This is a genomic window from Oceanobacillus sp. J11TS1, assembly GCF_018333215.1.
Lineage (GTDB): Bacteria > Bacillota > Bacilli > Bacillales > Amphibacillaceae > Oceanobacillus.
In genome coordinates this window covers 29066-54336 of sequence record NZ_BORO01000017.1, presented here as the reverse complement: position 1 = coordinate 54336, position 25271 = coordinate 29066, and the positions used below count along the sequence as shown (strand labels likewise).

Sequence of the window (25271 nt, the reverse complement as noted above, 5' to 3'; positions counted from 1 at the left end):
ATATAATGAAAGAAAAAGGAAGGGGTAGATAAAATGATAAAGACAGATACTGCCAAGCGTTCAATTAAGTCTTCTTTTTTTACTAAAAAATCAGGAACGTCTATTCCAAAAATTCCTAATGCTAAACACACTTCAGAGTTATTTAAAAAAAGTGACAGAGCTATAAAACATTTGAAGACAAAGGAAAAAGTAAGTAGCTAAATCAATAAGGCAGGTATATTCCTGTCTTTTTTTTGTTTAGAATAGGAATATATTGGCCATACAGATAGTATATTTAACATAAATTAAGCAACTTTTGCGGGAGGTAAGCATGTGAGGCAAAATAAAAGTCCACTAATTTTTGATAAACCTTCAGGAAATATACCGAATTATGATCAAAAAGCAGATAATCTGCTACAGTTAAACGCAAAGATAAAAAGTAAATTAAAAACAATTAAAAGAGATCATTTAGCTAAACGAAGCAGACAATGATTTACCATCATTATATATTATAGACGGAGCCCCTCCTTAAAGATTCTTGATTAAGACTACAGGTAAGTTGAAAGAAATATTAGGAATGGATAACAGAAGAATAGGGTAGTGAACCCCCTGAGATTCTTGCTGGTAATGTCAGGAGTTTTCGTATAGAAAAAGTATTAATGACGGTTCATCTCATATAAAGAAAGGAGCCTTATTACAAATCACGGCCCCTTTCTTTTTTAGTTCCTCTATAAACTTTAAAGTGAAATAGCCTGGAAATACCTTACTGATATAAAATCTTCCAAAGATCTTCTTCATCAAGTAGTCCAAGCTCGATTGCAGCTTTCACTTTCCTGTTACATTTCTGGTAAATAATTTAAAATAAGTTTAGTTAAGTGTCGTTTAATTAACTCGCTTTTTCCATTTCCATTTGGTTTGACTTGTTCTTTAGCAGAGAAACAGCCAAGATAGCAATAAGACTAGTGGCAATAAGGTAGATACTGATAGGAACAGTGCTATTAAATGTATTTAATAAATACACACATAGCAATGGTGATAATCCTTGGAGAGCAGCTGAGAGCTGATAGCCAAGGGATGTCCCACTATACCTAAGGTTGGCTGGAAAACACTCTGCAATTAATGCGGCGAGTGGTCCATATACTGTTCCAGCGCCAAGAATGGAGATGCACATGCCTAAAACAACCAATAATGGTATTTTAGTATCAATGATCCAAAAGAATGGGAATGCAACCAAAATAGTCAATAAACTACCAACGTAAAATACGATTTTTCTATTATATTTGTCTGATAAATGTGCCGCATAGAGGATTACAATGATTTCGACTATCGCTACCAACAAGATAGAATTAGTTAGAAATTGTTCCTCTAGTTGCAGTTGTTCTGTTCCATAGCTTATAGCAAAGGTAGTGAAGACATAAAAAGGTACCCCCTGTGCTAAGCCGGCAAAGATAACTAAAAAAATTGTTTTAGGAAATTTTTTAAAGACCTCTATAACTGGTTTATTTGCAAGGCGATTTTCTTTTTTCATCTTTTTAAATTGAGGCGAATCATCTACCCCGCGTCGAATAATAAAGCCGATTAGAACAAGTAAAATACTAATTAGAAAAGGAATTCTCCAACCCCAAGTATAAAAATGCTCTCCTGTTAAAAAGATAGTGAGGGAGACGACACCTGAAGACAGGAGTAGTGCAATGGGGGATGCGATTTGTGTCATGCTTCCCATGATTCCTCTTCTTTTCTTAGAACTCCATTCTACAGAGAGTACAACCGATCCTCCCCATTCCCCTCCAGCACCGAAACCTTGGCAAAAACGAAAGAAAACTAATAGAAAAGCTACAATAATCCCTGCGCTTTCGTATGTTGGCAATAATCCGATGAGTGTACTGCTTATCCCCATTAAAAGAAGCGTAGTTACTAATGTTGCTTTTCGTCCAATTCGATCACCAAAACTTCCGAAGAATGCTGCCCCGAGTGGACGAGCAAGGAATCCTATAAAAAGTGTTGAAAATGATAGAAGTAACCCAATGTATGGGTCTGATTCTGGAAAAAACAATTTTGGAAATACTAAAGCGGCCATCGTTCCATACAGGTAGAAATCGTACCATTCAATACTTGTTCCAACAACGCTGGCAAGGGCTGCTCTTTTAACTTGCTTTTTTCGCTGCTGCTCTTCCATATTGCCGTCGTAATTTTTTATTTTTGACATTTTTCTCACCATCACTTTTTTTAATTTTACAGGGAAGAACTCTATTACAGAAATTTTCTATAAAACCCCTAAGGTATAAAGCCATACGAAGTTATAAAAAATCGAGTTGAATTTAGTCCATCGGTTTTTTAATTCTTATCTTTCTTAATCATATAGTCACTATAACCGCACCACTTTAGTAGAAATGCAGCGTACGTTTTTGTTACCGTTTTGACACTGTCAAGATCAACCCACTCATTCGGTGCGTGGAGCCCCTCCCCTGTTGGGCCATAGCAAGTGGCAGGAATGTCATAGTACAGGTTATAAAACCTTGCATCAGTTGTTGCTGTAAAGGATCCAAATTCCAATGGTTTCTTCACGACATAAGTATGCGCTTCGTTTAAAACATCGAATAACGCTTGATTTGGATCAATTGAAAAACCTTCTGCATGAAAGCCGTAAAATTCAATTTCTGGCGGATTTCTTCTTAACCAGTCATCCTTTTCAGAAGCAGCTAACAAATAGGCCTTTAACTCGTTCTTTATATCTTCCGGCTTAACCCCCGGCGGGAATCCAACTCTTGCTTCCACCGTACATTCGGAAGGAACAGTTGAAGGCCAATCGCCTGAATGTATTTTTCCAATATTGATGTTATATGGATGTGGATGATTAGCAAAAGCTTTGTTTTTATTCTTCCTGTTCAATTCACATTCAAAATCTAAAAGTGCATTGATCATTTTATAACTCTCGATAATTGAATTTACAGCTTTGTCAGCTCTTTCTGTATGTGCACCTAACCCTTTAACTTTAATCCTGACCCATATTACGCCGACTTGAGCAATCAGTGCTCTTTGTCCAAGTACAGGTTCGGGAATAAGGACTGCATCTGCTTTAAAACCTTCTTCTATTGCGGCAAGTGCCCCATTTCCAGTACATTCCTCTTCTGTAACCGTTTTGATAATAACGTCCGATGAAAGCTTGATTCCAGCATCTTGAATAGCTTTTAATGCGTAAATCATAGCAGCAACACCTGATTTCATATCAGCTGTTCCGCGGCCATACAATTTGTTTCCGACAATTTCAGCGCCCCATGGATGATGTTCCCAAAAAGAAACTGGTTCTGGACTAACAACGTCTATATGCCCTTGAAAGATAACGCTTTTTCCTTTCTTTTTGCCCTCTGCGTGATATTCACCAATAACAACAGGCCTTTCATCATATGACCATTCTGGTTTCGAGTAGCCAGGATGTGAGGACAGCTTTTCGGGATTGGGAATCACTTTTGTTACAGATAAACCGACTTCATTCTCCAAAAAATCGGCAATAAATTGTTGAATGGATGCTTCATTGCCAAGTGTTGAGGGAAACTGGCAGAGCTTTTGTAAAAATTGGACTTCTCTTTCCCAGGAATTGTCTATCTGTTTAAACACGCTTTCCGTTACATCGATATCTGTTTTCATAAAATATCGCCTCCTGTTACTTATCCTGCAAAGTTCATGCCAAAAAAAGAGAGAAAAATGTAGCATTTACTAGTATTTTTTGAAAATAAACATAGAAAATTGTGAAAAATATAGATATAATAAACAAAAACCAACTCACATGATTTGATTTCAACTCATTTTTTATTGGCTCTACTCCGTTCTATTAAAAATTCGAATCGGAATAGATTCAAAAGATCCGAGAGGGGGAAATGATTTGGAAAAGTTGTTAGATTTGTTCCATCATAACCCAGATCTGTTTACCGATATTTTGGAGTCTATTAATGATGCAATCTATATTACAGATCAGGAAGGAACAACATTGTGGATAAATACTGTGAGTGAATCAATGTTTCGTCTTTCAAAGCATGAGATTATTGGAAGAAATGTGAAGGATCTCGAAAAGGAAGGCGTGTTTAAACCATCTGTCATCCGTAAAGCGCTGAAAGCAGGAAAAAATGTTAGTGCTGTGCAAGAGGTTGCGGTAGGAAGGCGGTATATTGCGACAGGTCATTTAGTTAAAGATAAAAATGAGAAAATAATTGCGGCTGTTGCTCATTGCCGAGATATTACGGAAGTGGTAAAAAATACAACGAAGCTTCAGGAGATTGAAGAGTTATTAGAAAAATATAGTACCTATATTCGAAAGCTTACAAATAACAAAGTTAAATATAACAATTTTTGGAAAAGCGATAGTCGAGTTGTGACCGAAAAGTTTATTGGAAAAATTGCTGAAGTAGATACAACGGCCTTAATCGTGGGTGAGACAGGTACAGGAAAAAGCTTGATGGCGAAAAAAATTCATATGTTTAGTAAGAGGAAATCTAGACCTTTTGTAGAGATTAACTGTGCGTCAATACCCGAGTCTTTGATGGAATCTGAATTATTCGGGTATGAAAAAGGATCCTTCACTGGGGCAACTTCGAAAGGGAAAGCAGGATTAATTCAATCCGCAGAGGGTGGAACTTTACTTTTGGATGAAGTAGGAGAATTGCCGTTACAATTACAGGCAAAAATATTGCATTTTCTTCAATCGAAAACATATTTTCCGATTGGTGCGAGGGTACCCCAAAAAGCAGATGTGCGAATTATTGCAGCAACTAACAGGGATTTGGAGAGTATGGTAAGTGAAGGCACTTTCCGTTCAGATTTGTTTTACAGAATGAATGTATTAACAGTCAAGATACCTGCTTTACGGGAAAGCCGTGAAGATATTGAGAGTCTGACCAAGTATTATTTAAATCTGTTTAATAATACACATCATAAAAGAAAGCGCATTGCCGACGGAGTTTTTAAGATATTTTTACAATATTCTTGGCCCGGTAATATACGTGAGTTAGAGAATTTAATTGAACGACTTGTGATTTTATCAGAAGAAGAGGTCATTGAAGAAAAAGACCTTCCTCAGAAAATGGTGAAACAAAATATCCATTTCGATGTATCAAATCATTTAAGGAATGCGACAATGCCAGAGATACTCGAAGAAACAGAAAGAAAGATGATTATAGATGCTCTGGAAAAGGAAAAATCAACAAGGAAAGCTGCAAAATTTTTAGGTGTTACCCAATCATTACTTATGAGAAGGATCAGAAAGTATAACATCCAGTTGGTGGTCGAGGAGAGTAAAACCTTTGTGAAGCAGGAGGTAAAATAAATGAATAATGAATTAGAACTTATCAATATAGAATTAGAAGGTATTTTAAACACTTCAAATGATAATATCGTTGTAACGGATAGCGATGGTATGGTTCTAAGAGCGAGTTCCAATTGTACAAGTATTTATGGGAAAGCGCGCGATGAATTAATTGGGCAAACGGTATATCAATTAGAACAGGAGAAAATTTTTTATCCTTCCGTCACAGCCGCGGTTTTGAAAGAAAAAAAGGAAGTTCAAGTAATGCAAAAGACGCCAACCGGAAAGGTTATTATGGCCACGGGCATCCCTATTTTTGATCGTACGGGAAAAATGGTTCGGATTATCAGCTTTTCTCATGACTTAACAGAAATCCAGCGTCTGAAAGAAGACTACGAGCAATTACAGAAAAAAATGATGAAATATGAGTCTGAAATTGAAGAATTACGAGAAAAAGAAACCACGGCGTATCAGATTCCAATAAAAAGTAAAATAATGCAGGAAATTTATGAATTGGTAAACCGGGTGGCGAGGTCTGATGCAAATGTCGTTTTCCTTGGAGAATCCGGTGTCGGGAAAAATGTATTTGCCCGTGCCTTACATGATGGAAGTGATAGACATGGCGGAAACTTTATTGAATTAAACTGTGGTGCGATCCCGGAGGCGCTGTTTGAATCAGAAATATTCGGCTATGAACCTGGTTCTTTCACAGGCGCAAGTAAAAAAGGGAAAGCAGGAATCATAGAACTTGCAGAGGGAGGAACATTATTTCTTGATGAAGTTGCTGAACTGCCAGTTTCCATCCAAGTAAAATTATTAAAAGTGCTGCAGGAGAAGAAAGTAACTCGAATCGGTGGTTCCAAGGCCAAAAAGGTCGACTTCCGGCTTATCACCGCGACCAATCAAGATTTGGAGGCAATGGTAAGGGAAAAGAGATTCAGAAAAGATTTATATTACCGATTAAATGTCATTCCTATTACTATCCCGCCGCTACGAGACCGGGTAGATGATATATACACGCTAGCACAACACTATTTATCTATTTTTAATAAAAAGTATAAAATGAATAAATCATTCCATCCATCTACTATTCAAGCGTTTCTTGAATACGATTGGCCTGGAAATGTCCGTGAGCTTGAAAACCTTATTGAGCGTATTGTTATCACGTCTCCTACAGCTGTCATTTATCCTTCAAGTATCCCATTTATCAAAAAAGTAATGGCGAAGGAACCAAATATAGAAGAATGGCCGTTAAAAACATTTGAACAAAGAAGGATGACACTTCATCAAGCGTTGGAAGAAGTAGAAAAAAGTTGGTTAACATATGCTTATCGGCAATATAAAACAACGTATGAAATGGCTGATTATCTTGGTCTTAGTCAGTCAACGGTAGTTCGCAGACTGAAGAAATACAGCATTAATTCAAAATGAATCAAATGATTCATAACTGACTTAAATTTAGCTTTTACTTAATTCATTATTGCATTATTTTTCTATTAAATCGTTGCCATATTCGTATTCGGTGAATTGGCATAAAAATTGCTACTATATTCATGAATACATATTAAGGGGGAATTTTAATGTACCGTCCAAAGGATTCATCAAGATCACCACGGTTTACAGGACCACGTACGTTTATGAGATTAGAACATGTACAAACAACAGAAGAGGTTGATTTTGTAGTAATGGGAGTTCCGTTTGATACAGCTGCCTCAAATCGAACAGGACAAAGGTACGGCCCGCAGCATATTCGAAATTTTTCTGTTTTGCTGAGACCATATAATCCAGATCAAGATATTCATATTTTTGATTATTGTTCAGGAGTTGACTACGGGGATGTTGATATCATTCCTGGTAACATACATGCAACTTACGATAATATTGTAAACGCTCTAGAACCAGTACTAGATAAAGAGATTGTCCCGGTTATCATGGGCGGCGACCATTCTATTTCATTAGGTCATTTACGTGCATTTGCTAAAAAATATGGTCCAATTTCACTCGTACATTTTGATTCGCATGGGGACACCTGGGATAACTACTTTGGAGAAAAATATATGCACGGTACGCCTTTCCGACGAGCAGTAGAAGAAGGTCTGGTGGATGTAGACCACTCCATCCAAATTGGAATGCGCGGTCCGCTCTATGGTCCTGAAGATATCGAAGACGCTCGAGAGTTAGGGTATGAAGTTATTCCAATGAAGGAAGTTAGAGAAATTGGTTATGAAAAGGTGATGGAAAGAATTCATAATCGGGTTGGCGATAAACCTGTATTTGTTTCCTATGACATTGATTTCCTTGATCCAGCATACGCCCCAGGAACGGGTACACCTGAAGTTGGAGGTCCAACAAGTTACGAAGGACTAGAATTTGTACGTGACTTAGATGGCCTGGATATTAAAGGCTTCGATTTAGTTGAGGTCCTGCCAACTTATGATAGTGGTGAGATTACTGCTGTGGCAGCATCTGCAATTATCTTTGAAATGATTTCTTTAGTTGCGATGAAAAAGCGGACACATCTCGAAAAAGAGAGAACGGAAAATATAGTACGCCATTAAAAGCAGGGAGGAACGCGAGATGTCGTTTCCTCCCCCAATTTATAAAACGTTGAAGGGTGGAAATAAATGTCTTCACTTGATTTTATTATTATTTTTATTTATTTTTCTGTACTTGTCGTTATCGGAATTATTGGAACAATAAAAGCTAAGACATCGGAAGTTTATCTATTAGCAGGTCGTAACCTGGGAGTGTTTATGGTATTCGGTTGTCTGACAGCTGTTTTTCTTGGCGGATCCTCAACCATAGGTTCCGCTCAGCTTGGTTATGAAAGTGGTTTCTCTGGCGTTTGGTTCGTATTTTCCATGGGTCTTGGAATTACGCTTTTTGGCTTACTTCTATTAAAACGAGTCATGGGTTTTAACTTAATGACCATAAGTGAATTACTTGGAAAACTTTTTAATGTAGAATCCAAACTAGTCGGTGCCGTTATTTCAGCAATTTATGCGTTAATGGTAAGCGTAACCCAGGTTATTGCCATTGGTGCTTTACTAAGCGCTATTTTTAACTGGGATCTCATATTATCTATGTTAATTGGTGGTGGAGTTGTCTTTTTCTATACCATCCTGGGTGGTATGTGGTCTGTCACAATGACCGATATTATTCAGTTTGTCATTATGACTGCTGGTATTTTTCTAATTATGCTTCCGAATAGTTTATCGGCAGTAGGCGGTTTTGGGGAACTAACGTCACAGTTACCGAGTTCCTATTTTGACTTTTCAGCAATTGGATTCAAGGAAATTATTAAATATGTATTAACTTTTACCTTGGGAATGATGGTTGGACAAGATATTTGGCAGCGATTCTTTACAGCTAAAAATTTAAAAACGGCACGAACTGGCGGTATCCTTGTTGGAATTTATAGCTTTTTATACTCCATGGCAATGGTTATCATTGGTATGTGTGCACTAGTTATTCTGCCAAATATCCAAGATACCCAAAATGTGTTTTCAAGTATGGCTTTTGAAACGTTACCTACAGGACTTCTTGGTATTGTTTTTGCCGCAGTGGCCGCAGCAATTATGTCAACCGCATCCGGAACATTGCTTGCTTCTTCCACTTTAATTGCAAAGGATATTTTAAAAGATCATTTCTTTAAAGGCATTACGGATCGTCAATTTTTACTTCTGTCACGTGGTACGACAATGATTATTAGTATAATAGCGATTATTATTGCATTATGGATACAAGAGTTGCTTGTAGCGATTGACGTTGCTTATGCATTGCTTGCGGGTGCTATTTTTATCCCGATCGTTTTCGGTCTATTCTGGAAAAGGGCAACAGCGAAGGCGGCATTTTACTCCATTTTGGTTAGTTCGGCCGTTGTCTTAGGCGGTCTTGCTATAGAAGGTTTATCTTCAAGTAATCCGATATTATATGGAATTGCTGCTAATATTGTTGTTATGATTCTTTTATCGTTAACGGATAAAACAAATAAAGGTAATCGAGAAGTTCGTGAAAAAATGGAAGCTAGCAGCTAGTTATATTTTATAGAATCATTAAATAGTAGTAGATATAGGTAGATTTTATTTTATATCACTGGTTTTTCTTCATGATTCTATTTTGTAACGGTTACATTTTAGGGGCGATAAAGGAGGTAGTAATAGTGGAAAGATTAATTGAATTGGACAAAAAGCATTTTATTCATCCGACAACTTCTATTCAACAGCAGCAGGAACACGGTGCAAAACTCATTATAGAAAAGGGGGATGGGATTTATTTAACTGATAAATCTGGAAGTGTTTTTATAGATGCGATGTCCTCTTTATGGAATGTAAATGTTGGACATGGGAGAGAGGAGCTTGCAGAAGCAGCAGCTGAGCAAATGAAACAGCTAGCTTTCAGTTCTGCTTTTTCGACGTTTAGCCATGAACCTGCCATAAAACTATCTGAAAAAATAGCATCCCTGGCTCCAGAGGGCTTGAATGCAGTATTTTTTACATCTGGAGGTTCTGAATCAAATGATACGGCAATTAAACTGGTTCGTCATTATTGGAGAATACAGGGTAAACCAGATCGTAATAAAGTCATTGGATTGAAACGCGGGTATCATGGTGTTGCTGCTGCTTCCACAAGTGCAACAGGTATCCCCGAGTTTTGGAATATGGCAGGAAATATGATGACGGATTTTAGACATGCTGATACACCATATGAGAATGGTACAGATAAAGCGATTGCTTCACTTCGTCAAATAATCGAAGCGGAGGGGCCAGAAACGATTGCTGCCTTTATTGCTGAACCTATACAAGGTGCAGGCGGCGTTTTAATTCCTCCATCCAATTTCTTTCAAGAGGTAAGAGACGTATGTAATGAATACGGAATTCTTCTTATTGCCGATGAGGTAATTACTGGATTCGGTCGAACGGGAAAGATGTTTGGTGTTGAAAATTGGGGTGTGATACCAGACTTAATATCATTTGCCAAAGGAGTTACAAGTGGCTATATACCTCTTGGCGGTGTCATCGTATCCGACCATATCCACGAAGTATTGAAAAAAGTCAACAGGTACCCTATTCCACGGTTACACATATAGTGGACATCCAACTGCAGCCGCTGTTGCCTTAAAGAATATTGAAATTATCGAGCGTGAAGGGTTAGTAGAGAACGCTAGAAAAATGGGAGAAGAATTGTTAAAGGGATTTAAACAGATTTAAGAGGAATGTAATATTGTAGGGGATGTTCGGGCTGTTGGCCTTTTAGGTGCGATCGAATTCGTACAAGACCCTATAACGAATAAACGTTTCCCTGCAGACTTACAAGTAGCGGCAAAAGTGATAGAGGCACTTCATAAGAGAAAAGTTATCTGTAGGGCGGTAACTTATGAAGGTACGGATATTATCTGTTTTGCTCCACCGCTGATTATCAATCAGTCGCAGGTTGATTCGTTGATTGAGCGTGTAAAAGGTGCGATTGAAGAAGTGAAAGAAGGGCTTAAGGTAGTTTGAGTATTTGAGGAATGTTGAAGAAATAGAAATATATAAGTAGACCGAAATAGGGAGTAGTTGTATCAAAAAAAAAGGATTCTAGCAGTTTATCGATTGGTATGTGATCTAGTTATTGGCTGAAGCGTTAAACAACTAAAAGGGCTACAGCATTTTTTCTGTAGTCCTCCTGTTCATACTAATTGGAATTTATTATTTTAACAGCAACTGTATCTTTTGAGATTACAAGCTTAATTTAAAATACCAGCTGAAATATATTTACCCCATATAGATACCTCTGCATGCTTTTGTTATCCCTAAACTAGTTTTATGGATAATAAGAATAAATATCCGTATCCCCCCAAAAGATAAAATATCACGTATATTTTGACTTCTCTAGTGGCGTCAATAGCTTCCTTTCATGCATTAATTCAATAAACAATTCTAATGCCTTTGTTTGGAATGGCGATTTGGTTATAATGGAAAATTGTCGTACGAACGGAAGTCCTTCTACCTTTATTATTTTTAAATCCCCGTTTCTTAATTCTTTTTGGATTGCCCATTCTGAGAGGATGCTAATTCCTAAACCGGCTTCTACTGCTTCCTTAACGGATTGTGTACTGCCAAACGTTATTTTTTTTAGAGGTGAAATTCCTATTTGCTCAAATATTTTTTCCGTAGCCTCACGAGTTCCTGAGCCAGTTTCCCGTACAACCCAGGTCTCTTGCTCCAGTTTCCTATTTTCAAGATTGTTTTCTTGTAACGTCAATTCATGGAGAGGGGAAGCGACAATTACCATGCGGTCCTCCGCCAATTCTTCTACGATTAATTGCTTATCTCGAAAATGACCTTCTACAATGCCTATATCCAATTGATTGCTAGTTACCAAACTAGCAATCTTCGTAGTATTATTTATCGTCAAGGTTGGTTGAATATTAGGATGAGCCTTTTGTAAGACGGCGATAATACGTGGCAATACATACTCACCAAATGTATAGCTTGCGCCAATGGAAATGGGGCCTTGAGCTTTATTAATCAGATCATCTATTAGTTTCTGCGTTTTTGTGTAGAGTCCCAAAATTTCTTGAGCGTGATGATATACGATTTCCCCGGCTTTAGTTAATCGTACATATTTATTCGTTCTTTCTAATAGCTTTGCTCCTAAATTTTCCTCCAGTGTGCGTATATACTGACTAACCGCAGGCTGAGACATATGCAGTTCCTTTGCTGCACGTGAGAAGTTTTTCTGTTCCACTACTGTTGTGAATACTTGTAGATATTGATCCATTTTGTATCACCAACCAGTCTTGTTTTATATTTATATTATATTATATTTTACTATCTAAATTATCACAATAATTTACCTCTTTTATTAAACTGGGGTTATGTTAGGTATTAGGGGGGATATTTCTATAAGAGCAATGAAAAATTTAGCGATAGATATAGAAACGGAAGGAAAACAGAGAGATAAACTTTTAAGCGTAGATGGGAAAACATATTGAAAATGCATGGAATGGAGTTTATGCTAATAGGAATATTTAAAAAGTTTAATTTGAAGGAGGGATAATGTGTCACTTGATTATAATAGTCCCATCCCGTTACACGTTCAATTGAAGGAGATTATAGAAAGGAAGGTTGCGGCTGGCGATTATACGGATCAAATCCCAACGGAGCGAAAGTTTACAGAAGACTATCACGTAAGCAGAAGTACAGTAAGGGAGGCAATTAATCTCCTGGTAAAAGAAGGTGTATTGGAAAAAAAGCATGGAAAAGGTACCTTTGTATCATTAAAACCGATTCAAGATTGGCTCGGTCATTTAAGCAGTACGACAGATACGATTTTAAGAATGGGGATGAAGCCTGGAGCAAGGCTAGTTTCTCATTATATTACAGAGCCTTCCGAAGAAATTAAGAAAATCACTGGATTTACGGAAGCTTATTTTATAAAGCGGATTCGTTATGCAGATGAGATTCCTATAGGTGTTGAGAGGCATTACTACCCAATTTCAATCGGGGAAAAATTGCTTTCTTATAATCTAAATGACGCTACTTTGTATGATTTGCTTGAAAATGAATTAGGTATCCAATTTGCCCATGCACGACAAACGATAAGCAATGGACAATTAATGAACGAAGATAAGGATTTATTAATGATACCTCCTGAATCCTACGTCCTTGTTGCAGAAAGGACGATAAAGAACCAATCCAATGAGATTATTGAATTTGAGGAGGCATATTACCGAAGCGATATGTATTCATTTACAATAAATCTGTCCCGTAAGAACGGATAATTTTCATCTATAATGATTCTTTATACACTGCATTGAAGATTTTAATAACTGAATTAATAAAAATAAGTTGATATTCTGAAAATTAATTTTATAATAGAGGAAACCCTTGCAATTAAATTGGTACGGACATCCCGATGTATTCTGCTCGAATGCATGCTAAAAATCTCTTAAAGAGAAGTGATTCAGATGCCGATGGGATATCCTATGATATAAAGGGGAAATAAGTAGCGAATTTTGTTTGTCTGGTTTTTAAACAATGATTGAATGGAGGTTTAATAATGGGGAGTGAAACAAAAGTGACTCATGTTGTGGAAAAGGATGTTTCCCAGTTATGGAACGCCATGCATCGGTATAATCCAGAGGCACAGCAGATGGTAGCAGTCTCAGGTGAAGGATCATGGTTTACAGATGATGCGGGCAATCGATATTTAGATGGTGTTTCTGGTTTATGGTGTTTAAATCTAGGTCATGGAAGACAGGAAATCGTTGATGCAGCAGCAGAGCAAATGAAAAATCTCACCTATTCCCCGCTGACAATGAACCATCCGCCTGCAATGAAGCTTGCAGGAAAGATAAGTGAATTGTTGGGAGATAACTATCAGACTTTCTTTTCCAATAGTGGATCGGAAGCAAATGAAACCGCATTCAAAATTGCTAGGCAATACCATAACCAAACAGGAAATCCCGGAAAATATAAAGTTATTTCTCGTTACCGTGGCTATCATGGATCGACTTTAGGTGCGCTAAGTGCTACTGCGCAAGCAAATCGCCGAGTGAAGTATGACCCTGGTGTGCCAGGTTTCTTGCATGTATATCCGCCATACAGCTACCGCTCCGTTTTTGGTGAAGATCAAGAAGAGTCCAATCTGAAAGCGGCCCAACTAGTTGAAGAAATGATTCATTGGGAAGGGGAAGAAACAGTAGCTGCTTTTATTATGGAGCCTTTTATTTCAGGTGGCGGTGTCATTATTCCATCGATGAAATATATTCAGCGTGTAGCAGAGATTTGTAAAGAGCACAATGTATTGTTAATTATGGATGAAGTGGTTTCTGGCTATGGAAGAACCGGGAAAATGTTCGGGTTTATGCATGCAGAAGGTGTTCAGCCTGATATTGTAACAATGGCAAAAGGGCTGACGAGTGGGTATCTGCCATTAGGAGCGACAGCTGTTAAATCAGATATTTACAACGTCTTTAAAGAAAAAGGCAAAGATAATCATCTTCGCCATGTATCCACCTATGGTGGGCATCCTGCATCGTGTGCTGTAGCACTAAAAAATATCGAAATTATTGAAAGAGAAAACATTGTGGAACGTGTAAGCAAATTAGGTGAATCAAAATTAGGGAAGCTTCATCAATTAACGGAATGTGAAAATGTTGGGGAAGTGCGACAAATTGGATTTTTAGTAGGGTTGGAAATGGTAACGGATAAAGTAAGCAAAGTGCCATTAGATGATGCCTCTATGAATGAAATTATTGGGGCTTGTAAGAAAAAGGGCTTAATTGTTGGTCGTAATGGGGATACCGTTCCAGGTTATAGTAACGTAATTATCGTTGCCCCTCCATTAACGAGTACAGAGGAAGACTTAGACTTTCTTGTAGATACATTAAGTTTCGTAATACGTAAGCTTTAAAATATGTATAAACTTCAATTCATATTAAAGGAGGAATTTTAAATGGCAAAGCAGCAAACTGAAGTGAAAAAAGCAATAACTAAAAAGGTGAAAATGACTCCAAGTGAGGCAATTGTAGAAACATTAGTTGCAGAAAATGTAAAGGAAGTCTATGGCATCGTTGGATCAGCGTTTATGGATATGCTGGATCTATTCCCGACTGCAGGAATTCGTTTCTTGCCAGTCCGTCATGAACAGAGTGCAGCGCATATGGCAGATGCTTATACACGTGTATCCGGCATAGCGGGAGTGGTGATAGGGCAAAACGGACCAGGAATTACAAATATGGTTACATCCGTTGCTGCTGCCAATCAGGCGCATACCCCTATGGTAGTTATTTCGCCATCGGCCGGTACACCTACAATCGGGTGGGATGGTTTTCAGGAGGCCAATCAGGTTTCTATTTTTGAATCAATTACAAAAGAAACAGTGAGAGTAACGCATAAAAGTCGTGTTGCAGATTGTTTACGGACAGCATTTAGAATTGCTTACGCAGAGCGCGGTCCAGTTCTATACGATATTCCGAGGGATTTATTTTACGGAGAATTGGAAGATCAAATTTTACAACCGCATCAATATCGGGTGGACTCAAGAGGAAGTGGGGATCCTGCATCCATTGAGAAGGCAGTAGAGCTATTAAAAGATGCGCAATATCCTGTCATCATTTCAGGTCGGGGCGCTGTTGATGCCAATGGTATTGACGCGGTAAGCAAAATTGCGGAGCACTTAACGATTCCGGTTGCCGTTTCCTATATGCATAACGATGCTTTCCCGGCAGATCATCCGCTGGCAGTTGGTCCGATAGGCTACATGGGTTCCAAAGCAGCTATGCGCACTTTGAAAAAGGCTGATGTGGTCTTAGCTATAGGTACACGTTTATCTGTCTTTGGTACATTGCCTTGTTATGATATTGATTATTTTCCGAAGAACGCTAAAATCATTCAAGTTGACCTGAACCCAAGAAATATTGCACGGACACACCCAGTTGAAGTAGGTATTATTGGCGATGCGAAGGCCACATCGGATGAAATATATAAGCAATTGAAAGCAGCTGTTCCAGAAGCAGTTAAAAAGACGGAAGTTCTAAGAGAATTAAGTAAAGTGAAACAGGATTGGGAACAGGAATTAGTCGACTTAGCCATGGAGGATGGCAGTCCAATTAACCCTCGTCGTGCATTGTTGGAACTAACGAAGGCTCTGCCTGAAAACACGATCATTTCCTCCGATATTGGAAATGTGTCTTCTACGGCGAATGCATATTTGAAATTTAATCAGTCACGTCGCCATATCGCCGCGTTAACTTTTGGAAACACAGGATTTGCATACCCTGCGGCTCTCGGTGCACAGCTTGCAGAACCGAACACACCAGTTGTTGCAATCATTGGGGACGGTGCATGGGGAATGAGTCTTCATGAAGTAAGTACAGCAGTAGAACAAAACATTCCTGTTATTGCATGTGTATTTAATAATAAATCGTGGGCAGCGGAGAAGAAAAACCAAGTCGATTATTATGACAATCGTTTCATCGGCTCGGATATTGAAGCTCCAGATTTTGCTGAAGTAGCTAAGTCAATGGGTGCGCTCGGTTATAGAATTGAAAAGCCTGAAGATATTGCACCGGTAGTTAAGGAGGTATTAGAAAAAAGACAGCCAGCAGTACTGAATATTTTTGTGGATGGTACGCAACTTGCGCCACCTTTCCGTAGAGATGCTTTACAGATGCCGACTAGATTGCTGGATAAATATAAACATTTGGATCATGAGGTTTGGGGAGATAAATAAGGCTTAGGATTGAAGAAAGTATTTTGTGCAATAAATCTCTGGATAGTCAGGGGATTTATTGCACATTCACCATAAACGAGTAAGTGTTTCTGTAAATAAATTTCCTTTATTCGCGTAAATTCCCTTCAATGCGTAAAATGCTCGCTTAAAAATGATTGTTTGAAAATCTTAATATAATAGGGGGAAGAGCATGGAAAGTAATTTAAAAGAAAACTCGAACATCGTTATGGAAGAAAGGAGTACACTCCAAAAAACATTAAAACCACACTGGGTATGGGCAATTACACTTGGATCCTCTATTGGCTGGGGAGCATTTGTACAACCAGTAAATTGGATGGGCACTGCTGGACCGATGGGGGCAATGATTGGCTTTGCGATTGGTGGTTTACTGATGATGCTGATTGCGATTAGCTATGGGTTTCTTATTAAGAGCTTCCCGGTCTCGGGCGGTGAATTTGCCTATGCTTATATTAGTCTTGGAAGAACGCATGCCTTTATTAGTGGGTGGTTTCTGACGTTAGGTTATATCTGTATTGTTGCTCTGAATGCTTCCGCGTTAGCGCTTATGTTTAAATTTGTATTTCCATCCATATTGGAAAACCTGTATATGTATCAAATTGCAGGTTGGGAGGTTTATGGGATGGAAATTGTCATCGCATCTGTAGCGCTGGCTATTTTCGGCTACTCCAATATCAGGGGCGGCGGGTTATCGGGAAGTATTCAGTTTATTTTTTGTATCATTATGGTTGTGGGGGTTGTAGTACTTACTTTTATGGCAGGGGCGGATCCTGCTGCAGGGCTATCAAATGTTCAACCTGCATTTCCGACCGATACTACTGCATTTGCTGCTATTATGACAATTGTCGCGATTGCACCTTGGGCTTTTGTCGGTTTTGATAATGTTCCACAGGCAGCTGAAGAATTTGACTTCTCCTCCAAAAAAGCATTTAATCTCATCATTATGGCTATCCTTGTAGCAACATTATTGTATTGTTTGATGATATTAACTACAGCAATGATTCAGCCATGGGAGGATTTGCATGCTGCAAACCATGTTTGGGGTACAGGCACTGCAGTCCAAGAGTTACTAGGTACAATGGGCGTAATCATCTTGGTTGTTGCACTAACAATGGGGATATTTACGGGATTAAATGGCTTTATCATTTCAACGAGCCGTCTTTTATTCGCCATGTCACGTGCCAAGATTATACCTGTGACCTTTTCAAAATTACATCCAAAGTATAAAACACCTCATATAAGTATTATTTTTGTCATATTGGTATCCATGATTGCACCTTGGTTTGGACGTCAAGCACTCACCTGGGTAGTGGATATGTCTGCAATTGGTGTGACGATTGCCTATTTTTATACCTGCTATACTGCCTTCACTTTATTTAAATGGAAGATAGATGCTAATTTTAATGAGGCTAAACATGTGGTTTCACCTGTAAAAAAGGCGTTTGCAGGGTTTGGAATCATTGCAAGCATTGTCTTTCTTGGGTTACTGCTGATACCAGGTTCACCAGCATTTCTCGGTATTCAGTCCAGAATCGCTCTTGCTGTCTGGGTTATTTTGGGGGTAATTTTCTATCTGATGAATCGGGGAAGTTTCAACAAATTGTCGGATAAGGAAATGAACTATCTCATTCTTGGTAAAGAAGAAATTTCGACGGATAACAAAGATTCGTAATAAGTGCGGGATAGAGGTTAGTAGAGATTATCACTGATTATGATGGATATATAATAGAATTAGATGGGAATTGTAACAATTGGGTAGGAAGACAGTCTGGATTGGAAGGAAAAGGGGTTCTAGTAAGGTATTAATGTAAGCGTTATCAGGTTGGACGAGAAGGAATATTATGGAAGGCTAAAGCGTCCTTATTGCTGAACGGAAAATTACAGATGTGGATGTAGATTTTGTTGAATTAAGCGGACTCATATTAGAGCAGATATGTGCTCGTTTAAGATATCATTGGCCACAAATACTAGATAAATATAGAACAGTCTATTATTAAATAGTCAGTACGAACATTCGGATATTTTCGGAAAGCTGTTACTCATAGTATAAATAAAAGGTATATTCAAAAAATAGACTGTTCTTTGGAGGAGGTCATAAATATGAGTTTTATGATTGCTTTTGGGATTGCTAGTATAATGCTTTGTGTCGGTATGATTATAAGATTAAAAGTCCCGTTTATAAGAAATATGCTAGTACCGGCAAGTGTCATCGCTGGTATTTTAGGCATGATTGTGATGAATACAAATCTCGTCCACGCAACCGATGCGGAGTTGTTCACTATCATCGTCACGCAGTTATTTACAATTACGTTTATCTCCATTGGTTTAACAAGCAATAACAAAAGGAGTAAAGAAAAATCCATCGGTAAATACATCGTTCAAGGAGCTGTCGGTTTAGGAATGCTTTGGAACATATTGTATGCCCTTACCCCTGCAGTAGGAGCTATCGTAATTCTCTTTATTGGCAGTTATTTTGGGATGGATACGTTATATGGATTACTAATTCCGTTTGCTTTTACGCAAGGGCCTGGACAGGCAGCTACATTCGGCTCCATTTTTGAACAACAGTATGGAATAGAAAATGCAGCCATGGTAGGCCTTACCTTTGCGGCTATAGGTTTTATTGTCTGTTTTCTAGTAGGAGTGCCTCTAGCGAAATATGGACTGAAACGAGGTTTAGCTAAGAAATTCGGAGAGGGCGAAGTGAAGGCGTATATGAAGCGAGGGTATTATAGCAAAAGTGATAAAAGAGATTCAATTGGACAGGAAACCGTCTTTAGCGGAAATATGGATACGATGACATTTCACTTCACGATGATTGGTATTTGTTATGTTCTAGCTTTGGGGATGGCGCATATTATTTCATTGATACCGGTGGCTGGACCCAGTCTTAGCGGTATGTTGTTTATTTACGGGATGCTGGCTGGCTATTTTGTAAAAATGGTATTAAAAAAGCTGCGGCTTGACCATTTGCTCGATAATACGTTTCAAACAAAAATTACCGGCTGGTCTACAGATTATCTGGTCGTCTGTTCCTTTATGGCTGTTCAATTTAGTATCATCGGGCAGTGGATCGTCCCTATTATTATTGAATCCATTGTTATCACTATTTTAACAGTCGCTGTGATTTTATATTTTGGGAAACGATTGGGAGGCGACAACGATTTTTCCCGAACGCTTGGCTTGCTAGGAACTTCTCTAGGTACAGTACCGAGCGGAATCGCGTTAGTAAGAATTATTGAACCTTCATTGCGCTCCACCACAGCTATTGAATTAGGCATGATGAATATCCCTATGATGCTCTCTTATGTAACAGTTGCAACAATTATGATGATCATGGCAGGAACCCTGTCTATCACAGTAGGTATTCTATGGTTATTAGTGCCTGTTCCCATCTATTTAGTTTTATTAAAAGTATTTAAGCTTTGGGGCAAGAGAACATATGACTTTAAAGAAAATTCCGGAACATTGAAAAGTAAAGAGAAATCATTAGCGTAATCTAAATATAGAAATAAGGAGTGAAGTATGATGAAGCAAAAATTATATTATGGCGGCGATATCATTACGATGACAGGAGAACATGATAACGCAGAGGCTATTTTAATAGAAGCTGGACTAATTAAAATGCAAGGAAGTTTAGAGGAAGTGAAGCAGGCAGCTGAGCATCATGCTGAAAAAATTGATTTGCAGGGTAAAACATTAATGCCAGCTTTTATCGATCCACATGGGCATATTTCCATGGTTGGTCAATTTTCATCAATGGCAGATTTAAGTGAATGCAATAACTTTAACGATATCATTCAAACATTGAAAGATTATATCCAAAACAAGGACTTGAATAAAGGGGATATTGTAGTCGGCTTCGGTTATGATAACAATTTTCTTGAGGAGAATAGACATCCCACCAAAGAAATTCTAAATCAAGTATCCACTGCGCATCCCATCTTTCTATTACACGCCTCTGCTCATTTGGGCTGTACCAATGATTTAGCATTACAATTAGTAGGAATTGATGAGCATACGCCAGATCCAGAAGGGGGAACAATAGGCCGGGTAGAAGGCAGCGATGAGCCTAATGGTTATTTAGAAGAAAATGCCATGATGGTATTACAGCAGAGGTTTTTTAAAGATATAAAACAAGACTATTTAAAGCTTACTGAGATAGCACAGGATACTTATATTAAATATGGAATTACTACCGCTCAAGACGGTGCATCTTCAAAAGATATCATTGAATTGTTAAAGGCACTAGCACAGCAACAGAAACTAAAAATTGATGTCGTTGCTTATCCAGTCTTTGATGCCGAACCCAAAAGGATTATGGAAGAAAACGAGACATATGCCAAAAAATATACAAATCGTTTCAAAATTGGCGGTTATAAAATGTTTTTGGACGGATCCCCTCAAGGGAAGACTGCTTGGCTGACAGAGCCATATGAGGGAGAGGAAAGTTATCGGGGGTATGCCTGGTATAAGGATGAGCAGGTGAAGCAATTTACGGATGCAGCCATTAATGATAACGTACAGCTGCTGACGCATTGTAATGGGGATGCTGCCTCCGATCAACTTTTACGTAATTATCAAGCTTCCTTAGAAGAATCAAATAACCCAAATAAAAACCATTTAAGACCCGTGATGATTCACTGCCAGACAGTACGAAATGACCAGCTTGATAAAATGGCTGAATTATCTATGATTCCATCTATCTTTTTAGCACATACGTATTATTGGGGGGATGTACATCTGAAAAATCTCGGTGAGGAACGAGGAAGACGTATAAGTCCTGTAAGATCCGCATATGACCGAGGTTTATGTGTCAATTTTCACCAAGACGCACCGGTTGTCAAACCAGACATGCTGCATACGATTTGGTGTGCGGTCAATAGACAAACAAGAAATGGTGTTAGTATTGGATCAGAGGAACGGGTCAGCGTCTATGAAGCGTTAAAAGCAGTAACCATTAATGCCGCATATCAATATTTTGAAGAAAAGAATAAAGGAAGTTTGGAAGAAGGTAAAGTAGCGGACCTAGTGATATTAGATAAGAATCCATTGAGAGTAGATAAAATGGATATTAAAGATATACAGGTTTTAGAGACAATTAAAGACGGAGAAACGATTTATAGGAAGGAAGTTTTGGTTAAATGATTGGATAGGGGGCCTGTTTGAATGTTCCCTGAATGTGACAGGATGTTGAAGCTTTTTAATATAGCAATTGTTCATGGAATAACTCTTGTTGTGATGGATGTAGCAAGAGTTATTTTGTGCGCCAGCAATGTGCACACTCTCAAGGGTTGAAGTCCCGAGCCATGAGGTCATTTTAGCTATTATGGAATAGCCGGTAACTTTTGGACAATAACATAAATTTATAAAATAAAGGAACGTTATTGGAAGAGAATGTTAAGTAGTAGGAGCCTGAAAAGTTATATAACATGGGAAAAGTTCAACGAAATAGAAATGATTTTTCCTTTAGGGCGTTCTAGGCTTTCAATTCTATTTGTGAAATTGAAGGTATACGTCAATACTTTGAAACGATTTCTGAAGAGCCCGGTGCGAGAAATTCGCACGCCGGGCTCTGTGGAGGGATCGCCGATTGGGCGACCCTTCTACCCGGAATCGGAGGTTAATCACCTCCCGACTATTGCTAAAGAAATAGCTCGTTTATTGAAACAACAAGTAAATTTAAGTCAGGTGGAAGCGCCATGTAATCATATGATAGGAGATATAGCAGATAAATTAAAAGGCGAGTTAATTGATGCAACATCTAAACCGGAGATAATTTTGGAGGAATTTGATGAAGAGCAGAGTAGCGCTGTAGCAAATGTATTGACTGCCTTAGATGTTTATTTTAATACGAGTGATTCGGATGAACTTGAAAACAGCTTCAAGAAGCTAATAAAGCTTTTGGTAATCAAAAAATAAGTGTACCTTTTTCTGCATTAATATTGTCAGGTATGGGAAAAGTTGGACTTGGTGGAGAGAGTGAAATTAGAGGACTGCCATTATTTGATTATCTTAGCCCTAATTTACAGCACCAGGGTGGATTTATTCGTTTTAGATTTAATGAAGAAGCGGTAGAAAAAGAATATACAATTAGAGTGGGAATGAAATCGCGTAGCATATTTTTTGCTACTCCTGCAACTGAACAAGTAATTGCGTATGCTCGATAAAACGTTATAATATAGATAGTAAAATTAGCAAATTAGGAGGGAAACGTATGGTTGCTCAGTATGAAATCAGGGATAAAGTTCTTGAATACATTGAAATGTTGGCCATGTCTCCCGTGAAGAGTTTATATCCAACTGCAGTAGCTAAATACGTCAATACTCCTGTAAAAGATATTTTTCCGCATCTCATTGACTTAGTAAAAGTAGATGAATTACATCTTAAATGGGAAATTCGATGCCTCAATTTTGATTGTCATCAAACGGTCTGTGAAGTTGATACGAGAAATCAACTTGAGAGTGAAGAACTAAGTTGTCCTAAATGTGGGCATGAATTTGGATTGAACGAAAGAGATATTTTCCCGCGGTTTGATTTAAATCCTTCTTATAAAGAATACATCAGAAGAAAAAAAGTTGAAAAAACTCTAATAGACAAACAAGCTTTATCCCTCCATCTATAAAACAAGAATCAGAACATTTTAAACCTGATTGGACTAGCAATTTTAGTGCAGAACAGTTAGAAATTCTTATAGTGAACTCTCTAAATATAGTGTTAAATTATTTTGAAGGAAGTGTTCATGTGGGAGATAAGGAGATTAGTAACAGCTTTAATCCCTCGAAATTAGAAAATGTAAACATTCAGAGCAAATTTATGGAAAAATATCCTATAACAAAATCAGACCTAGAAGAACTAAAGAGAGAGATTGAAATACATTCTAAAGATGAGATAAGCAAAGAACAAAACTTCGAATTTCTTGAAAAATTTCAAGAATCATTAATGAATAATAATAAGACTGAAGCAAACAAATATTTAAAATGGATAGAAAAAGGCTTGAACAGTACAGCTTCTATATTGACTATTCGTGCGGCTCTGGGTTTGTAAAATTATAGATAAATTTTACTTTAGTAAGAAGCTTTCTATTTGAAGGAAGAGTTAAAATTAACCAAAAACATAAGTGAAAAGCCTGCAAATCATTGATGATGCAGGCTTTTTAAGTTAGATATCAGATATCATAGCACAGCAATGGCTATAAAGGAGATATGACCCTGTAAATCTAAAATTTATGTACCCGACCTTTAATTCGCACATGCTTGCTCTTTTTTTACATCGGTCCCCAATTAATCAAAACTGCAATCACAATAAAGATAATACCGATAACATACCAAATTCCTACAAGTGGCATAGCGAATTTTAACCATTTTGTCCAAGGAATGCCGGCAATTGCTAAGTTAGCCATCAATACACCAGATAGCGGTGTGATAATATTGGTAAAACCATCTCCTAATGTATAGGCTTGAACCGCAACTTGTCTTGGTATATCCATTAGATCTGCTAGGGGTGTCATAATTGGCATAACGATTGCTGCTTGTCCACTTCCTGAAGAAACGATTAAATTGAATATTCCGTTTCCCACAAACATTGCTATGGCTCCTGTAATACTGGAAAATGGTTCTAAAACGGTTGCAATCCCATATACAACGGTGTCGAGTACATATCCATTTTCTAAGACAACAACAATGGAACGAGCCATACCAATAATGAGTGCACCATATAATACTCCTTTTGCACCATTCATAAACTCCTCCACCATCTTGTTTGCTCCCATTTTTGAAATAATAGCGGCAAGGATAGCAACTGCGATAAATATACCTGCCATTTCATCGATTGCCCAATCTAGTTGGAAAACGCCATAAACATAAGTGGCAATACCAGCTACAAGAATAAGTAATGTGAGCAGTTGGATTGGAGTTAATTTGCCATCTACATCATCCATAGACTTCTCGTGGAGCTTTGGAAAAGGATTATCACTAAGAATACTTTTTGTTGGGTCTTTTTTAACTCGATTTGCATACCAAATAATATAAGCGATTGTTGCACTAACTGTTGTTATATACATAATGATACGAAAACCGATCCCTGAAAATAACGGAATCTGTGCGATTTGTTGTGCAAACCCAGTTGTCATTGGATCTAAAAATCCAATTGCAAAACCAGCGTAAGCTCCTAAATAAATAATGGCAACGCCAACAATTGCATCCATCTTCATGGCTCTTGCAAGAATAATTCCTACAGGTATAAACGCTATTACTGCGTTTACGATAATCCCTAATGCGCCAAATATTGAAAATAATGCCGCCACAATGATAATTAACAGCCATTCTCGGTTTTGCGTACCTTTAATAGTTTTCATAATTAGGTTATCAATGGCTCCTGTTTTTTCGATAACAGCAAAAGCTCCCCCAATTGTCAATACAAGGAAGATCAGCCCAGCACCACCAATCATCCCATCTTGAATAGACTTAAATAACTCAATAACACTGACGGGTTGCTGCTCAATTTGGTTGTAGCTATTAGGAACAATGACATCAATTCCGTTTTCAGCTGTTTCTCTCTCATAACTGCCGGCTGGAATAATATACGTTAATATTGCAGCAAGTAATAAAAAAATAAATAAAATAACATATGCATCCGGAAGTGAAAATCTCTTTTTCTTAGCATTTTCTTGTTTTGACATAGAGTACCTCCTCGTCCTATTTAAAAATTTAGAATTGAGATTGATTATATTAAAGTTTATACTTTAAATCAATAT

The 25271-nt window shown here is 37.9% G+C and carries 20 protein-coding genes and 1 pseudogene; 17 read left to right on the top strand and 4 right to left on the bottom strand.

Annotated features, from left to right (window positions below; translation table 11 throughout):
• Positions 1–33 precede the first annotated feature (33 nt).
• Together KI343_RS13450 and KI343_RS13445 are read left to right on the top strand one after the other, a co-directional pair.
• Positions 34–201, top strand: coding sequence for a hypothetical protein (locus tag KI343_RS13450; protein WP_212926937.1), 168 nt, complete (start codon positions 34–36; stop codon positions 199–201).
• A 111-nt stretch (positions 202–312) separates the two neighbouring features.
• Positions 313–471, top strand: coding sequence for a hypothetical protein (locus tag KI343_RS13445; RefSeq protein WP_212926936.1), 159 nt, complete (start codon positions 313–315; stop codon positions 469–471).
• A 394-nt stretch (positions 472–865) separates the two neighbouring features.
• Here the strand turns inward: KI343_RS13445 and KI343_RS13440 are convergent, their stop codons facing one another.
• Together KI343_RS13440 and KI343_RS13435 are read right to left on the bottom strand one after the other, a co-directional pair.
• Positions 866–2185 carry an MFS transporter gene (locus KI343_RS13440; RefSeq protein WP_212926935.1) on the bottom strand — a complete coding sequence of 440 codons (1320 nt, stop codon included), beginning with the start codon at positions 2183–2185 and terminating at the stop codon, positions 866–868.
• Positions 2186–2313: 128 nt separating this feature from the next.
• Positions 2314–3624: an ArgE/DapE family deacylase gene (locus tag KI343_RS13435; RefSeq protein ID WP_212926934.1), complete on the bottom strand. Its 1311-nt coding sequence runs from the start codon at positions 3622–3624 to the stop codon at positions 2314–2316.
• A gap of 235 nt (positions 3625–3859) precedes the next feature.
• Between KI343_RS13435 and KI343_RS13430 the strand changes: the two genes are divergently transcribed.
• The 5 genes and pseudogenes from KI343_RS13430 (at position 3860) to KI343_RS13410 (ending at position 10776) form a co-directional block, all read left to right on the top strand.
• On the top strand, positions 3860–5296 hold the full coding sequence (locus KI343_RS13430) for a sigma-54 interaction domain-containing protein (RefSeq protein ID WP_212926933.1): 1437 nt from the start codon (positions 3860–3862) through the stop codon (positions 5294–5296).
• Positions 5297–6706 carry a sigma-54 interaction domain-containing protein gene (locus KI343_RS13425; RefSeq protein WP_212926932.1) on the top strand — a complete coding sequence of 470 codons (1410 nt, stop codon included), beginning with the start codon at positions 5297–5299 and terminating at the stop codon, positions 6704–6706.
• A gap of 149 nt (positions 6707–6855) precedes the next feature.
• On the top strand, positions 6856–7833 hold the full coding sequence (gene speB / locus KI343_RS13420; RefSeq protein ID WP_212926931.1) for an agmatinase: 978 nt from the start codon (positions 6856–6858) through the stop codon (positions 7831–7833).
• Between the two features lie 66 nt (positions 7834–7899).
• Positions 7900–9312 (top strand): sodium:solute symporter family protein, encoded by a 1413-nt coding sequence (locus KI343_RS13415; RefSeq protein ID WP_212926930.1) that lies wholly within the window; start codon positions 7900–7902, stop codon positions 9310–9312.
• 71 nt (positions 9313–9383) lie between these two features.
• A pseudogene (locus KI343_RS13410) lies at positions 9384–10776 on the top strand (aminotransferase family protein).
• Between the two features lie 352 nt (positions 10777–11128).
• On the opposite strand, the gene KI343_RS13405 reads toward KI343_RS13410, so the two are convergent.
• Positions 11129–12040 (bottom strand): LysR family transcriptional regulator, encoded by a 912-nt coding sequence (locus KI343_RS13405; RefSeq protein ID WP_212926929.1) that lies wholly within the window; start codon positions 12038–12040, stop codon positions 11129–11131.
• A gap of 280 nt (positions 12041–12320) precedes the next feature.
• Between KI343_RS13405 and KI343_RS13400 the strand changes: the two genes are divergently transcribed.
• The 10 genes from KI343_RS13400 to KI343_RS13355 all read left to right on the top strand — a co-directional run bounded on the left by KI343_RS13400 (position 12321) and on the right by KI343_RS13355 (position 23563).
• A complete protein-coding gene (locus KI343_RS13400; protein WP_212926928.1) occupies positions 12321–13043 on the top strand; it encodes a GntR family transcriptional regulator in 723 nt (240 codons plus the stop codon).
• A 278-nt stretch (positions 13044–13321) separates the two neighbouring features.
• Entirely contained in the window at positions 13322–14677 is a 1356-nt protein-coding gene (locus tag KI343_RS13395; protein ID WP_212926927.1) for an aminotransferase, read from the top strand.
• A 42-nt stretch (positions 14678–14719) separates the two neighbouring features.
• Complete coding sequence (gene xsc / locus KI343_RS13390; RefSeq protein ID WP_212926926.1) at positions 14720–16498, top strand: sulfoacetaldehyde acetyltransferase; 1779 nt, start codon at positions 14720–14722, stop codon at positions 16496–16498.
• Between the two features lie 226 nt (positions 16499–16724).
• Positions 16725–18188, top strand: a complete 1464-nt coding sequence (locus tag KI343_RS13385; RefSeq protein WP_212926961.1) for an APC family permease — start codon at positions 16725–16727, stop codon at positions 18186–18188.
• A 428-nt stretch (positions 18189–18616) separates the two neighbouring features.
• Positions 18617–20014: a sodium/glutamate symporter gene (locus KI343_RS13380; protein ID WP_244856937.1), complete on the top strand. Its 1398-nt coding sequence runs from the start codon at positions 18617–18619 to the stop codon at positions 20012–20014.
• Between the two features lie 30 nt (positions 20015–20044).
• Positions 20045–21664: an amidohydrolase gene (locus KI343_RS13375; RefSeq protein ID WP_212926925.1), complete on the top strand. Its 1620-nt coding sequence runs from the start codon at positions 20045–20047 to the stop codon at positions 21662–21664.
• Positions 21665–22066: 402 nt separating this feature from the next.
• A complete protein-coding gene (locus KI343_RS13370) occupies positions 22067–22438 on the top strand; it encodes a hypothetical protein (RefSeq protein WP_212926924.1) in 372 nt (123 codons plus the stop codon).
• Positions 22439–22470: 32 nt separating this feature from the next.
• Entirely contained in the window at positions 22471–22686 is a 216-nt protein-coding gene (locus KI343_RS13365; RefSeq protein ID WP_212926923.1) for a hypothetical protein, read from the top strand.
• A gap of 47 nt (positions 22687–22733) precedes the next feature.
• Positions 22734–23141: a hypothetical protein gene (locus tag KI343_RS13360; RefSeq protein WP_212926922.1), complete on the top strand. Its 408-nt coding sequence runs from the start codon at positions 22734–22736 to the stop codon at positions 23139–23141.
• 119 nt (positions 23142–23260) lie between these two features.
• Positions 23261–23563: a hypothetical protein gene (locus KI343_RS13355; protein WP_212926921.1), complete on the top strand. Its 303-nt coding sequence runs from the start codon at positions 23261–23263 to the stop codon at positions 23561–23563.
• Positions 23564–23783: 220 nt separating this feature from the next.
• On the opposite strand, the gene KI343_RS13350 is transcribed toward KI343_RS13355, so the two are convergent.
• Positions 23784–25196, bottom strand: a complete 1413-nt coding sequence (locus KI343_RS13350) for a YfcC family protein (protein ID WP_212926920.1) — start codon at positions 25194–25196, stop codon at positions 23784–23786.
• Positions 25197–25271 lie beyond the last annotated feature (75 nt).

Coding starts and splice junctions, on each gene's coding strand:
- KI343_RS13450 (WP_212926937.1), top strand. CDS start 34: ATGATAAAGACAGATACTGCCAAGCGTTCAATTAAGTCTTCTTTTTTT.
- KI343_RS13440 (WP_212926935.1), bottom strand. CDS start 2,185: ATGTCAAAAATAAAAAATTACGACGGCAATATGGAAGAGCAGCAGCGA.
- KI343_RS13435 (WP_212926934.1), bottom strand. CDS start 3,624: ATGAAAACAGATATCGATGTAACGGAAAGCGTGTTTAAACAGATAGAC.
- KI343_RS13425 (WP_212926932.1), top strand. CDS start 5,297: ATGAATAATGAATTAGAACTTATCAATATAGAATTAGAAGGTATTTTA.
- speB (WP_212926931.1), top strand. CDS start 6,856: ATGTACCGTCCAAAGGATTCATCAAGATCACCACGGTTTACAGGACCA.
- KI343_RS13415 (WP_212926930.1), top strand. CDS start 7,900: ATGTCTTCACTTGATTTTATTATTATTTTTATTTATTTTTCTGTACTT.
- KI343_RS13405 (WP_212926929.1), bottom strand. CDS start 12,040: ATGGATCAATATCTACAAGTATTCACAACAGTAGTGGAACAGAAAAAC.
- KI343_RS13395 (WP_212926927.1), top strand. CDS start 13,322: ATGGGGAGTGAAACAAAAGTGACTCATGTTGTGGAAAAGGATGTTTCC.
- xsc (WP_212926926.1), top strand. CDS start 14,720: ATGGCAAAGCAGCAAACTGAAGTGAAAAAAGCAATAACTAAAAAGGTG.
- KI343_RS13385 (WP_212926961.1), top strand. CDS start 16,725: ATGGAAGAAAGGAGTACACTCCAAAAAACATTAAAACCACACTGGGTA.
- KI343_RS13380 (WP_244856937.1), top strand. CDS start 18,617: ATGAGTTTTATGATTGCTTTTGGGATTGCTAGTATAATGCTTTGTGTC.
- KI343_RS13375 (WP_212926925.1), top strand. CDS start 20,045: ATGAAGCAAAAATTATATTATGGCGGCGATATCATTACGATGACAGGA.
- KI343_RS13365 (WP_212926923.1), top strand. CDS start 22,471: ATGGGAAAAGTTGGACTTGGTGGAGAGAGTGAAATTAGAGGACTGCCA.
- KI343_RS13360 (WP_212926922.1), top strand. CDS start 22,734: ATGGTTGCTCAGTATGAAATCAGGGATAAAGTTCTTGAATACATTGAA.
- KI343_RS13350 (WP_212926920.1), bottom strand. CDS start 25,196: ATGTCAAAACAAGAAAATGCTAAGAAAAAGAGATTTTCACTTCCGGAT.